Here is a 12,972-nt window from a genome sequence, read left to right on the forward strand (position 1 = left end):
CCCCCACTGCGCTACCGCTCCAGAACCCCGTTGAACCGCCGAGGAAGCCCCAGCGGGTTCTCGTCCCGCAGCTCCGCCGGCAGCAACGCAGCGGGCGCCCCCTGATAGGCCACCGGCCGCAGCCACCGCTCGATGGCCGTACCGCCCACGGAAGTCGACGTGGACGTGGTGGCCGGGTAGGGGCCGCCGTGATGCTGGGCCGGGGCCACGGCGACCCCCGTCGGCCAGCCGTTCACCAGCACGCGTCCCGCCAGCGGCGTCAGCTCCGCCAGGATCTCCGCCCCCAGCCCCTCCCCCGCGGCCTCCTCGGCGGAGACGTGCACCGTCGCCGTGAGGTTCCCCGGCAGCCGCGACAGCACCGCCGTCGCCTCGCCCCGGTCCTCGTAGCGGACCACCACGGTCACCGGCCCGAAGCACTCCTCCAGGAGCAGGTCGTACGCCCCGGCCTCGGCCAGCCTGCCCGCGGGCACCGTCAGGAACCCGGCGCTCACGGTGTGCTCGCCGCCCGCCCCCGGTGTCACCGGGCTCTCCACGTCGGGGAGTCCGGCGCGCTCGGCGACCCCGGCGACGAAGTTGTCCCGCATCCGGTGGTCGAGCAGCACGCCCGCGTCGGTGTTGCTGACCGCGTCGGTGAGGGACTTGACCAGGCCGTCACCTGCGGCGCCGGCGGGCACCAGCACCAGGCCCGGCTTCACGCAGAACTGCCCGACGCCCAGCGTCATCGAGCCGGCGAGCCCGGTGCCGATCTCCTCGGCCCGCTCGGTGGCCGCGGCCTCGGTGACGAGAACCGGGTTCAGGGAGCCCAGTTCGCCGTGGAAGGGGATCGGCACCGGACGCGCGGCGGCCGCGTCGAAGAGCGCACGCCCGCCCCGGACGGACCCGGTGAAGCCCGCGGCGGCGATCAGCGGGTGCCTGATCAGCTCGATGCCGGCCTCGAAGCCGTGCACGAGACCGACCACGGCCTCGGGGATGCCGTGCCCGGCGGCGGCCCGGCGCAGCACCTTGGCGACCAGTTCGGACAGGGCCGGGTGGTCGGGGTGGGCCTTGACGACGACCGGGTTCCCGGCGGCCAGCGCGCTCGCGGTGTCGCCGCCGGCGACGGAGAAGGCGAAGGGGAAGTTGGAGGCCGAGTAGACGGCGACGACACCCAGCGGGACCTTGTAGCGGCGCAGGTCCGGAACGGGCGGGGTGGCGGTGGCGTCGGGGTGGTTGATGATGACGTCGAGGAAGGCGCCCTCGTCGACGATGTCGGCGAAGGCCCGCAGCTGGTAGGCGGTGCGGGCGAGTTCACCGGTCAGCCGGACGGGACCGAGCGCGGTCTCCGCGTCGGCGGCCTCCACCAGCCGGTCCTTGGCCGCCTCGAGTCCGGCGGCGGCCGAGCGCAGGAAGGCCGCGCGGACCGTGCGGTCGGCGAGGGAGCCACGGGCCGCGTGCGCGGCCGTGACGACGGCGTCGACCTCCTCGGCTGTGGCCTCCACCGCAACCTGTTCACGCTGCTTCCCGGTGCGCGGGTCGACGCTCCAGACTGGTGCTGCTGCCACCGCGGGTCCCTCCATGAGTTGCGTTCTGCCGCAGTACCCGGGTCATATCCGGGTCATTCACCAGGGACGTTCGATATACTGAACGTTGTCTCTGATGATGAATATGCTGTTGGAGACTATAACCTCGGTTTCTCGTCCAACGAAGGGGTCAAGGGCGATGTCGGCAGGCGAGACAGGCGGCGGGGCACAGGTCAAGTCCGCGGTTCGGACCGTGGAATTGCTGGAGTACTTCGCGGGCCGGCCCGGTATGCACTCCCTCGCGGCCGTCCAGGAGGCCGTCGGGTATCCCAAGTCCAGCCTCTACATGTTGCTGCGCACCCTGGTGGAGCTGGGCTGGGTGGAGACGGACGCGACCGGCACCCGGTACGGCATCGGGGTACGGGCCCTGCTGGTCGGCACGTCGTACATCGACGGCGACGAGGTGGTCGCGGCGGCCCGCCCGACCCTCGACCGGCTCTCCGACGACACCACGGAGACCATCCACCTGGCGCGCCTCGACGGCACGAACGTGGTCTACCTGGCCACCCGCCAGTCCCAGCACTACCTGCGCCCCTTCACCCGGGTCGGCCGCCGCCTGCCCGCGCACTCCACCTCGCTCGGCAAGGCGCTGCTCGCCACCCACACCGACGAGCAGGTCCGCAAGCTGCTGCCGGAGACCCTGCCGGCGCTGACCGAGCACACCATCACCGACCGCGAGAAGCTCATCGAGGAGCTGCGCCAGATCCGCGAGCAGGGCTTCGCGATCGACCGCGAGGAGAACACACTGGGGCTGCGCTGCTTCGGCGTGGCGATCCCCTACCGCACCCCGGCGCGCGACGCGATCAGCTGCTCGGTCCCGGTGGCCCGCCTCACCCCCGCCCACGAACAGATGATCAAGGACGCCCTGTTCGACGCCCGGGACCGCCTGACGCTGGCCACGCGGCGGCTCTAGGTTTCCGGCCCCCCGGATGAGCGGCCGATGAGAATTCGGTCGTACGGGAACGAGGACCCCGCTTTCGATCGTCTGTCTGAGCGGAATGAACAAGACGATCAGGCGGGCGTCCGTCTTCGCGCTGCTGCTCGTGGTCACTCTGCTGGTCAGGGCGACATGGGTGCAGTTCTACGACGGTCAGGCCCTCGCGGACGACACAGACAACCGGCGCAATGCGATCGAGACGTACTCGCAGCCGCTCGGGAACATCATCGTGGCCGGTGAGTCGATCACCGGCTCGGCACAGACCCTGAGCAACAGCGACCTCAAGTACAAGCGCACCTACACGAACGGCAAGCTGTACGCGGCGGTGACGGGCTACGCCTCGCAGGCCTACGCCCCGACCCTGCTGGAAGGCGTATACCAGGACCTGCTCAACGGCACCGACAGCCGGCTCAAGACGGTGATGGACACGGTCACCGACCAGCGCGCCGAACCGGGCAACGTGATCACGACGATCGACCCGGCCGTCCAGAAGGCGGCGTACCAGGCCCTCGGCGGCAAGAAGGGCGGGGCGGTCGCGATCGACCCGAAGACCGGCAAGATCCTCGCGGTTGCGTCGACCCCGTCGTACGACCCCTCCGCGCTCACCGACGCGAACACCGCCGGTACGGCCTGGAAGAAGCTGAACGCCGACAGCGACAAGCCGCTCACCAACCGGGCGCTGCGCCAGCCCCTGCCGCCCGGCTCGACGTTCAAGCTGGTGGTCGCGGCGGCCGCCCTGGAGGACGGTCTCTACGCGAACGTCGACGCCAAGACCGACAGCCCCAACCCCTACACCCTGCCCGGCACGACGACCCCGCTGAAGAACGAGAGCACCTCGGCGCCCTGCGAGGACGCCTCCATCCGCACCGCCCTGCGCTACTCCTGCAACAACGTCTTCGGCAAGATGGCCGTCGACCTCGGCCAGGACAAGGTCAGGGCGATGGCCGAGAAGTTCGGCTTCAACGACGCCAAGCAGGACGTGCCGGTGCGCGCCTACGCCAGTGTCTACCCGTCGGACATGGACAAGGCCCAGACCGGCCTCTCCGGCATCGGTCAGTTCGACGTCACGGCGACCCCGCTCCAGATGGCCATGGTGTCGGCCGCCATAGCCAACGGCGGCAAGCTGGTCTCGCCGCATATGGTCTCGCAGATCACCGACAGCGGCGGCGACGTGCTGAAGAACTACGACGACGACACGAGCAGCAACGAGATCGTCAGCTCCTCGACCGCGGAGCAGCTCCAGTCCGCGATGCAGACGGTCGTCGAGGAGGGCACGGGCACGAACGCGAAGATCGACGGCGTGACGGTGGGCGGCAAGACGGGCACGGCCCAGCACGGCGAGAACAACAGCAAGACGCCGTACGCCTGGTTCACGTCGTTCGGCAAGTCCGACAGCACCGGCAAGGAGGTCGCGGTGGCGGTCCTGGTCGAGCAGTCGGACGCGGCCCGGTCGGAGGTCAGCGGCAACGGGCTGGCGGCGCCTGTGGCCAAGGCCATGATGGAAGCGGCGTTGAAGAACTAGGGGGTTCCCTGCGCGATCGGCCGCGGGTTTCGTCGTGGCCGATCGCGCAGTTCCTCCCCCCAGCGCCCCTTCGGGGCGCTTCACTTCACGCCGAGCACCTGCTCCACCGGATCGATCGCGAAGTACACCAGGAACAGCGCCGACACCGCCCACAGCAGCCAGTTGACCTCCTTCGCCTTCCCCAGCACCGCCTTGATCACGACGTACGCCAGGAACCCCGCCCCGATGCCGTCGGTGATGGAGTAGGTGAACGGCATCGCGGCGATCGTCAGGAACGCCGGGATCGCGATCTCGTACTTGTCCCAGTCGATGTGCTTGACGTGGGTCATCATCAGGAAGCCCACGGCGATCAGCGCGGGCGCCGCCGCCTGGAGCGGGACGATCGTCAGCAGCGGCGTGAGGAAGAGGGCGAGACCGAACAGGCCGCCGGTGATCAGGTTGGCGAAGCCGGTGCGGGCACCCTCCCCCACCCCCGCCGCCGACTCGATGTACGCCGTGTTGGAGGAGGCCGAGCCGAGGCCGCCGGCCACCGCCGCCGCGCCGTCGATGAACAGCACCCGCCCGATGCCCGGTACCTGCCCCTGCTCGTCGAGCAGCCCGGCCTCCGCGCTGATGCCGACGATCGTGCCCATGGCGTCGAAGAAGTCGGACAGGATCAGGGTGAAGACGAGCAGCACGGCGGTGAGGACACCGGCCTTGCCGAAGCCGCCGAACAGGCTGAAGTGACCGATGAGCCCGAAGTCGGGCGTGCCCACGACCTTGTCGGGGATCTTCGGCGTGGTCAGGCCCCAGCTCTTGATGTCGGCGGCGGAGTTGATGACGATCGCCACCAGGGTCATCGTGACGATGCTGATCAGGATCGCGCCCTTCACCTTCCGCGCGACCAGCGCGATGGTCAGGAGCACGCCAATACAGAAGACGAGCACGGGCCAGCCGGTGAGCCGCCCGACGGCACCCAGCTGCACCGGCACGGTGGTGTCCGCGGCGTCCGGGATCCGGCTGACGAAGCCCGCGTCGACGAAGCCGATGAAGGCGATGAACAGGCCGATGCCGACGCCGATCGCCTGCTTCAGCTGCTGCGGGATGGCGTTCATGATGGCCTCGCGCAGACCGGTCAGGACCAGCACGCAGATCAGCAGTCCTTCGAGGACGACCAGGCCCATCGCGTCGGACCAGCTCATCAGCGGCGCCAGCTGGAAGGCCACGACGGCGTTGAGGCCGAGGCCGGCCGCGATGGCGAGCGGCAGGTTGCCGCCGACGCCCATGATGATCGTCATCACACAGGCCACCAGCGCGGTGGCGGTGACGAGTTGGCCGGTGTCGAGGGTGTGGCCGAACTTGTCCTTGGCGCTGCCGAGGATGATGGGGTTCAGGACAAGGATGTAGGCCATGGTGAAGAACGTGGCGAAGCCGCCGCGTATCTCCCGGCCGAAGGTGGATCCCCGTTCGGAGATCCTGAAGAACCGGTCGACGCCGTTCCCGGCAGGTGGCGCGGCTCCTTGCGGCCGGGCCGCCTTCTGCGTCTCGGACATGGTCGAACTCCTCGTCCCCTGAGCGTGCGTGTGCGGATGCTGGCTGGATTGTTCCCGCGTCGCACCGGTTTCAGGTTTTCCCCGTGTTACGGAATCGGGCTCGGTGTGGTTCGGTGGACCACACCGCGTCCGACCCCTCGCACGGAGCACACCGAACCCCCGTACGGCACACACGAAATGATCACTGGTACGCTCCGGATCTCGCCGGAACGTTCCTCCAGACATCCATATGTCACCGCATGTCATCTACATGACACAGAATCCCTGACAGAAGAGGTCACCCGTGGGCACAGTCGTCGACGACGCCGCCTCCGCGGAGTTCCATGCCTTCTTCGAACGCCACTACGCCGAACTCTCGCGTCTCGCGCACCTGCTGACCGGCGAGGCGGACGCCGCCGACGACCTGGCCGCCGACGCCCTGCTGGCGCTGTGGCACCGCTGGGACCGGGTGCGGGCCGCCGACCATCCGGTGGCCTACGCCCGGGGTGTCGTCGCCAACCTGGCCCGCACCCGCATCCGCGGCGCCGTGCGCGAGCGGCGCCGTATCGCCCTGTTCTGGTCGCACCGCGAGGAGACCACCGAGAACCCGGACGTCGCCGGAGTGGTGGACGTCCAGGGGGCGCTGGCACGCCTGCCGTTCCGCAAGCGGGCGTGTGTGGTGCTCCGGCACGCGTTCGACCTGTCGGAGAAGGACACCGCACTCGCCCTGGGGATCTCGGTGGGTACCGTTAAGAGCCAGACGTCGAAGGGCATGGCGGAGCTGCAACGGCTGCTCGGCGGGTCCCAGGGGGTTCCGCAGAGGGTGCACGCGGCGATGGCGCCCCGGACCGGCGAGAGCGGAGGTAGGAACCGATGAGGCAGCAGGACGTGCACGACGAGCTGCGCGCCCGGCTGCACGAGGCGGCCGAGGCGCACGAACCCGACCGCGCCCGCATCCTGGCCCGGGTCGAGCGGGGCATGGCCGCACAGGGCCGCCCGAGCCATCGGGCCACCCTTCCGCCCGTGTTCGGGTGGGTCCGGGTGGTCAGCGCCACGGCCGCGGTCGCCGCGGTCCTCGGGGTGGGCGGCTACGCCGTCGCCTCGGCCGTGAAGGACCCGCCCACCGAGAAGACGGTCGCGGTGTCGCCCACGCCCTCCGCGTCCCCGGACGCGACCAGCCGCCCGCCGTCCCGCACGGCCGCCCCGCCGGCTCCCGGCGTGACCTCGACGCGCTCGTCCCCCAAGGCGAGTTCGACGCCCTCGTCGACCCCGAAGACCTCCGCCACCCCCGCGGCACCCGTCGCGAAGGGCGAGGAGGACGGCCCGCTCTGGTCCGACGGCTCGGTGGACCCGCACAGCAACGACTTCTGGGCGCAGTCCGACGTGACCCTGAAGACCTCCGGGCAGCTGACGGCGCTCACGGTGCAGTTGAAGGTGGCCCAGACAGGTGGGGTGTCCAACACCGGAGCATGGCGCTCCCTGCCGGAGACGGACTTCACGCAGACGGTCACCGAGCAGGACGGCTTCCTCGTCTACACGTGGACACTCAAGCCGGGCAGCAGGGTCGCGGTCGGCGAGTGGGTGTTCGCGGGCCAGTACAACCACCGGCAGGGCGGCCGCGACGCGAAGAACGACACCTACACGATCACGGGCACCGCGAGCGGCAAGCAGTACGCGGTGACGGGCGACTTCGCGACGCACACGACAGCCGACGGCGACTCATAGGAAAACAGCACCTCTCCGCGCCCTTCAGGGGCGCTGGGGGTCCCCCCGGCCGAAGGCTGGGGGAACTGCGCGACCAGCCCCGACGGCCGCGCACCCCGCGACGCACCCGTCAGTCCATGGTGGAGCCGATCGTCGTGGACCCGGTGGTCAGAAACACCGTCACCGGCAACGCCCCACTCGTAGGCCTCGCCGCATACGCGGACGTCGCGTCCGTCGACTTGAAGGCCGGCGTGGCCACCCCGGCGTCCCAGCTGTTCGCGGCGGACACGGCCCTGGCCCCCCGCTTGTCCGCCCCGCCCCCGTTGCCCACCGCCAGGTTCCGCGCCAGCCGGGCCTTGCCGGTCTCGAAGAAGAACCCGGCCTGGGCGTTCGCATAGGCGGTGTTGCGGTTCAGCACGATCGCACCCGTGTTGGAGTTCTCGGTGAACCCGTTCAGCGTGTTGTCCCAGGCCGCGTCGTCGTTGACGACGTGCGCGACGGCGACACCCCCGCCGCCCAGCTTGAACCCGTTGCCGTTGCCCTCGAACGCGGAGTCGTTCCAGCGGTTCTTGCCGTTGCCGAAGGCCCAGCTGTGCTCGATCCTGACGGGGGACGAGAACTGCCACAGGTCCAGCCCGTCGTCCGAGTTGTTGTACAGGCGCGCGCCGGTCACCTTGTTGCCGGTGCCCGAGCCGAACTTGATGGCGATACCGTCGGCGTTCTGCCCGTGCCCGGCCTTGTCGTAGTTCCCGTAGCTGTCCAGGTTCTGGACGAGGTTGTTCACGGTGTTGTCGCCGCGCAGGGTGAACCCGGAGTCGCCGTTGTCCGCGGTGACGAGGTTCTTGAAGATCCCGCCCGTGGACGAGGTGACGACGAAGCCCTGGGCCGGGGAGTTCTGGAAGGTGAGGTCCTGGACGGTCCAGTAACTGCCGTAGATCCCGGTGAGCCACTGGCCGGCGGGCAGCTTGGAACCGTCGATCCTCACCTTCTCACCGCTGTACGCCTCGAGCGTGATGCGGTTCGAAGCGGTGCCGCTCACCGTCGACTTGAGGGTGGCGGTCGGGTAGTAGGTACCCGCCCGCACCTGGATGACGGTGCCGGCGACAGCGTTGGCGACGGCCGACTCCAGCTGGGCGGTGGTGGAGACGGTGACCGTGCTGGTGGCGGCCTGGGCACCGCCGTTCGACAGGCCGAGGTAGACGCCGCCCGCCCCCGCGGCGACGGCCACCGCCGCGGCGATCGAGAGGGTACGCGTCCTGCGGTGGCGTCCGGTGCTGAAGCGCACTGGCCGTTCCTTTCCTTGACGTCCATGGCGTGCTGGACGTGTTCGACGAGGGAGCGAAACGGGCCGGAGGGGCCGCCCCGGCCCGTTTCTGTCTCCCAGTCGCCGCAGTGACCGGAAAGGGTTGCCGTCCTTCTCGACTACGACACGAAGTACGTCGGGTTCGGCAGCTTGTACGTACGGTTCGCGTAGCCACCGTCCAGGTCCGAGTACTGGTCGCCGAAGTTGGCGACGATCTCGTACCCGAGGTCCTTCTCGATGTGCTCGCGGGTGCCGGACTTGTACTGCACGGTCGTGCAGGTCCAGGTGCCCGGGGTGGCGCAGGCGCTCAGGTAGGACGGCGGGTTGGCCTTGTCCTTGAGGAACATGTGGGCGGCGTCGAGGTTGACGTCGGCGCCGATCTTCTTCAGGTTCTCGACGGCGGCGGTGCGCTGCGCCTCGCTGAGACCGGAGTTGTAGAAGACCTCGACGCCCTCGCTCTGCGCGTACCGGACGAGCTCGGCGCTGCCGAACACGCCCGGACGGTCGGCCTTGTTGACGTAGTCCGCCCACGTGGTCGAGTTGTACGTGTAGTTGTAGCGCTTCTCGTAGTCCAGGCTGAGCAGCAGCGTGTCGTCGATGTCGAAGACGACCGCGGGCTTCTCGCCCTTGCGGTGCGCCTTGCGCGCGGCCCGGTCGATGTAGCGCTTGGCGTCCGCGTCGATGCGCGCCAGGTCGTTGGCGTACGGGCTGGTCGGCGAGGCCTGGTAGACGCCGTTGGCGTCGGCGGCGGTGCCGTAGTAGGTGTCGATGTCCTTCACCAGGAGCCCGATGTTGTACGGCTCGTGGGTGGAGTTCGCGGTCGACTGGCCGGCCGTGGCGGCGCCGGCGCCGTAGAGGGCACCGCCGGCGAGCGCACAGGCCGAGGCGATCGCCGCAAAGCGAAGTGACTTATGCATGACAGGAGTTCTACGCGCGTCACCGGGGTGGGCGCGAGACCCGTTGCCCGATCGATATCTCATCGGCGGGCAAAAAGCGGGTCAAGCACCCTGGAAGGAGTCCCTCCGGTTGTCTCCGGTTGTCTCCGGTTCAGTTCATGGTGGCCCCGATGGTCGTGCTCCCCGTCGTCAGGAAGGTGGTCGCCGGCAGCGAACCGTCCGACTGGCGGGCGTTGTACGTCGTCGAGGCGTCCGTCGACTTGAAGGCCGGGGTGCTGATGCCGCTGTCCCAGTTGTTGCCGGCGGACACCACCGAGGAGCCCTTGCTGACCAGCCCGCTGCCGTTGCTCACCGCGAGGTTCTTGCCGAGCCGGGCCGCGCTGGTGGCGAAGTAGTAGCCCCAGCCGCCGTTGGCGTAGGCGGTGGTGCGGTTGATGACGATCGCGCCGGTGTTGGAGTTCTCGGTGAACCCGTTGCCGGAGTTGCCCCAGGCGGCCGAGTTGTTGACGACGTGCGCGACGGTGACGCCGTTGCCGCCCAGCTTGAAGCCGTTGCCGTTGCCCTCGAAGGCGGAGTCGCCCCAGCGGTTGACGCCGTTGCCGAAGGACCAGGTGTGCTCGATGGTGACCGGCGAGGAGAAGGACCACAGGTCGATCCCGTCGTCCGAGTTGTTGTACAGACGGGCTCCGGTGACGAGGTTGCCGGTGCCGGAGCCGAACTTGATGGCGACCCCGTCGGCGTTCTGGCCGTGCGCGGCGGCGTCGTAGTTGCCGTACGAGTCGAGGTTCCTGACCGTGTTGTTCACGGTCCCGTCCCCGGTCAGCGTGAAGCCGGAGTCGCCGCCGTTGATGGTCTTGATGTCGGTCCAGTTGGTGCCGGTGCAGGACTGGCAGACCACCGCGCTGTCCGGGGAGTTCTGGAAGGTGATGTCGGAGACGTTCCAGTAGTCCGCGGTCAGCTTGAAGATCCACTGGCCGGAGGGCAGCGAGGAGCCGTCGATCTTGACCGTCTCCGAGCCGTACGCGGTGAGCGTGACCGGCGCGGAGGAGGTGCCGTTGACCGTGGACTGGAGGGTGGCCGTCGGGTAGTAGGTGCCGCCGCGGACCTGGATGACCTCGCCGGCGGTGGCGTTCTTGATGGCGTTGGACAGGTCGGTGGAGTTGCTGACCACGACGGTGGCCGCGTGCGCCGGGGTGGCGAGCACGGCGAGGCCGAGCGATGCCGTGGTCACGGCGAGGGCGGTGAAGGTGCTGATACGACGCATGACGTGCGGGTCCTTTCGTCGATCAGAGGGATTCAGAGGGGGCGGACGGGTTTCCAGTCGCCGAGGTAGGTGGCGGGGGTGTGCGACGCGGCCTCGGCGGCGGTGAGCTGCGGCCGGTTCCCGGGGACGGTGATCACCGCGCCCGGCCCGGAGTTGCGGTACTCCGCGAACCGCATGGACTGCCAGGGATAGGCGTCCCGCATGTTCGTGTAGGGCGCGACGGGGTCGATCCCGGGGCCGATGAGACTGTCCCGCACGACCAGCGAGGGCCAGGCGGTGGTCTCGTACGTCGGCACCCAGGGCCGCGCCAGCTTGTACGCCCCGTCCTCCGCGCCGGAGGAGAACCGGCAGCGGACGGCGAGGAACCCGTGCGGGTTGGCACGGGCGGTCGAAGGGGCGAACACCATGCCCTTGGGCGTGAAGGCCACGTCCCGTTGCAGGGTGCGGAAGTGGCAGTGCTCGTACACCGCCGTGGCCCGCCCGAAGACGAAGTCGACGTCGCCCTCGATGTGGCAGCGGTGGAAGAACTGCCGCCCGAAGGAACCGAGTTCGGTGGTGTCGGCGAACAGCGTGTCCTGATGGGCGAGCAGCCGCACGTTCTCGACGTGCGTACGGTCCCCGGTCAGGTACGCGGCGACGGCCTGGGTCCCGGTGATCTCCGGGTGGTCGGCGCGCAGCCAGTCGTTGGCGAGGGTGAGGTCGCGGACCACGAGGCCGGGCGCCGCCGAGGTGAAGGTGGCCGAGCCGGCCGTGCCGTAGGTCCCCGAACCGTCCGGTCTCTGCGTCCCGTTGGCGTTGTCGTGGACGATGACGGCGGCCCGGGGGTCTCGGCTCGCTCCTCGCAGGGTCAACTGCGTCTTGTCCGCGGGCACGTCGACGACCTCGCGGTACGTCCCCGGGTGCACGACGATCGTCCACCCGGGGCCCGGCACCGCGTCCACGGCCGCCTGGACGGAGTCACCGGGGCGGACGTGCAGGACACGGCGGTCGTGGGTGAAGGCGGTGACCGGTCCCGTGGCCAGCGCCGCCGCTCCGGCGGCGAGAAGTGCGCGTCGGGTCGGCACCTCAGCACTCCTTCCAGGGAGTCCAGTCACCGAGGTAGGCCTCCCGGGTGGCGGACCCGGCCTGTTCGGTGGTGAGCTGGGGCCGGTTCCCGGGTGCGGTGATCACCGCACCCGGCCCTGAGTTCCGGTACTCGGCGAAGCGCTGGCTCTGCCAGGGGAAGGCGTCCGACATGTTGGTGTAGGGCGCGACGGCGTCGATGCCCGGACCGAGGTACGAGTCGCGGACGACGAGCGAGGGGCGGGCCGTGGTGTCGGAGCTGGGCACCCAGGGGCGGGCCAACTTGTAGTAGGTGTCCGGAGCTTCACTGCTGACCCGGCTCCGGGACACCAGGTAGCCGGACGGGTTGGCGGCCGCCGTGGACGGCGCGAACACGAACCCGTACGGAGCCGCGGTCAGATCGGTCCGGTTCAGGGTGCGGAAGTGACACCCCTCGTACACCGCGGTGGCCCGCCCGAAGACGAAGTCGACGTCACCCTCGGCATAGCAGTGCTCGAAGTACTGCCGGGCGAACACACCCAGGGCCGTCGAATCGGCGTACAGGGTGTCCTGGTGACCGAGGAACCGGCAGTGGTGGAAGGCGCTGCGGTCGCCCTGCACCTTGAGGGCGACGGCCTGGGTGGCGGTGATGTCGGGGTGGTCGGCGCGCAGCCAGTCGTTGGCGAAGGTGATCCAGCGGGCGGTGAAGCCGTCGGCCTGCACGGTGGTGGTGGCGGAGCCGGTGGTGCCGTACGTGCCGCCACCGGGTTTGGGGGTACCGGCCGCGTGGTCGTGGACGATGACGACGGCACCCGGGTTCTCGGCGGCGCCGATCCAGGTGGCCTCGGTGCGGGTGGTGTCGACGGCGACCGTCTCCCGGTACACGCCCGGGGCGAGGACCAGGATCCAGCCGCTGCCGGCGGCGGCCGTGACGGCCGCCTGGACGGTGGTGAAGTCGCCGCGGCCGTGCGGGTCGACGTACAGGGTCTGCGGACTGCGGCGGCGTTCCGGGGAGCCGTACCGCCCGAAGGGGCGGGCGGCTGCCTGTGCGGGCAGGGCGGCCAGTGCGAGCGCGGCGCCCGCCCCGGCGCCCGCGGCGAGGAAACCCCGTCTGGACAGGGGAGGGTGGGGCGAGGACATGCGGGTGCTCCTTCAGGGGAGAGAGGGGTGGCGGTACTCCTTGGTGGGGTGGGGCCGGGGCGGCCTCCGGTGGGCGCCCCGGCCGCGACGGACGC

The 12,972-nt window shown here is 69.9% G+C and carries 11 protein-coding genes; 4 read left to right on the forward strand and 7 right to left on the reverse strand.

What is annotated here, in order from left to right; genetic code table 11:
• Positions 1 to 11 precede the first annotated feature (11 nt).
• Entirely contained in the window at positions 12 to 1,541 is a 1,530-nt protein-coding gene (locus ACZ4UV_RS00400; protein ID WP_451017990.1) for an aldehyde dehydrogenase (NADP(+)), read from the reverse strand.
• Between the two features lie 157 nt (positions 1,542 to 1,698).
• Between ACZ4UV_RS00400 and ACZ4UV_RS00405 the strand changes: the two genes are divergently transcribed.
• Entirely contained in the window at positions 1,699 to 2,472 is a 774-nt protein-coding gene (locus tag ACZ4UV_RS00405; protein WP_234539677.1) for an IclR family transcriptional regulator, read from the forward strand.
• An 85-nt stretch (positions 2,473 to 2,557) separates the two neighbouring features.
• Entirely contained in the window at positions 2,558 to 4,018 is a 1,461-nt protein-coding gene (locus ACZ4UV_RS00410; RefSeq protein WP_467835022.1) for a peptidoglycan D,D-transpeptidase FtsI family protein, read from the forward strand.
• Between the two features lie 80 nt (positions 4,019 to 4,098).
• Here the strand turns inward: ACZ4UV_RS00410 and ACZ4UV_RS00415 are convergent, their stop codons facing one another.
• A complete protein-coding gene (locus ACZ4UV_RS00415) occupies positions 4,099 to 5,550 on the reverse strand; it encodes an NCS2 family permease (protein ID WP_390038466.1) in 1,452 nt (483 codons plus the stop codon).
• A 283-nt stretch (positions 5,551 to 5,833) separates the two neighbouring features.
• Between ACZ4UV_RS00415 and ACZ4UV_RS00420 the strand changes: the two genes are divergently transcribed.
• Together ACZ4UV_RS00420 and ACZ4UV_RS00425 are read left to right on the forward strand one after the other, a co-directional pair.
• The gene (locus tag ACZ4UV_RS00420) at positions 5,834 to 6,406 is read left to right on the forward strand and encodes a SigE family RNA polymerase sigma factor (RefSeq protein WP_467835026.1); all 573 of its coding nucleotides are present in this window, start codon (positions 5,834 to 5,836) and stop codon (positions 6,404 to 6,406) included.
• A complete protein-coding gene (locus tag ACZ4UV_RS00425) occupies positions 6,403 to 7,254 on the forward strand; it encodes a hypothetical protein (RefSeq protein ID WP_467835029.1) in 852 nt (283 codons plus the stop codon). Before ACZ4UV_RS00420 ends, ACZ4UV_RS00425 begins: the two co-directional genes overlap by 4 nt.
• 109 nt (positions 7,255 to 7,363) lie before the next feature.
• Here the strand turns inward: ACZ4UV_RS00425 and ACZ4UV_RS00430 are convergent, their stop codons facing one another.
• The 5 genes from ACZ4UV_RS00430 to ACZ4UV_RS00450 form a co-directional block, all read right to left on the reverse strand.
• Positions 7,364 to 8,518, reverse strand: a complete 1,155-nt coding sequence (locus ACZ4UV_RS00430) for a right-handed parallel beta-helix repeat-containing protein (RefSeq protein ID WP_390038460.1) — start codon at positions 8,516 to 8,518, stop codon at positions 7,364 to 7,366.
• A 137-nt stretch (positions 8,519 to 8,655) separates the two neighbouring features.
• Positions 8,656 to 9,453: an HAD family acid phosphatase gene (locus ACZ4UV_RS00435; protein WP_451021600.1), complete on the reverse strand. Its 798-nt coding sequence runs from the start codon at positions 9,451 to 9,453 to the stop codon at positions 8,656 to 8,658.
• A 130-nt stretch (positions 9,454 to 9,583) separates the two neighbouring features.
• On the reverse strand, positions 9,584 to 10,687 hold the full coding sequence (locus ACZ4UV_RS00440) for a right-handed parallel beta-helix repeat-containing protein (RefSeq protein ID WP_467836436.1): 1,104 nt from the start codon (positions 10,685 to 10,687) through the stop codon (positions 9,584 to 9,586).
• A 41-nt stretch (positions 10,688 to 10,728) separates the two neighbouring features.
• Complete coding sequence (locus tag ACZ4UV_RS00445; protein WP_467835033.1) at positions 10,729 to 11,760, reverse strand: pectinesterase family protein; 1,032 nt, start codon at positions 11,758 to 11,760, stop codon at positions 10,729 to 10,731.
• A 1-nt stretch (position 11,761) separates the two neighbouring features.
• Positions 11,762 to 12,877 carry a pectinesterase family protein gene (locus ACZ4UV_RS00450; protein ID WP_451021598.1) on the reverse strand — a complete coding sequence of 372 codons (1,116 nt, stop codon included), beginning with the start codon at positions 12,875 to 12,877 and terminating at the stop codon, positions 11,762 to 11,764.
• Between the last annotated feature and the right edge of the window lie 95 nt (positions 12,878 to 12,972).

The sequence above is a fragment of the Streptomyces sp. NPDC028289 genome (genome assembly GCF_055565975.1).

Coding starts and splice junctions, on each gene's coding strand:
- ACZ4UV_RS00405 (WP_234539677.1), top strand. CDS start 1,699: ATGTCGGCAGGCGAGACAGGCGGCGGGGCACAGGTCAAGTCCGCGGTT.
- ACZ4UV_RS00410 (WP_467835022.1), top strand. CDS start 2,558: ATGAACAAGACGATCAGGCGGGCGTCCGTCTTCGCGCTGCTGCTCGTG.
- ACZ4UV_RS00415 (WP_390038466.1), bottom strand. CDS start 5,550: ATGTCCGAGACGCAGAAGGCGGCCCGGCCGCAAGGAGCCGCGCCACCT.
- ACZ4UV_RS00425 (WP_467835029.1), top strand. CDS start 6,403: ATGAGGCAGCAGGACGTGCACGACGAGCTGCGCGCCCGGCTGCACGAG.
- ACZ4UV_RS00435 (WP_451021600.1), bottom strand. CDS start 9,453: ATGCATAAGTCACTTCGCTTTGCGGCGATCGCCTCGGCCTGTGCGCTC.
- ACZ4UV_RS00450 (WP_451021598.1), bottom strand. CDS start 12,877: ATGTCCTCGCCCCACCCTCCCCTGTCCAGACGGGGTTTCCTCGCCGCG.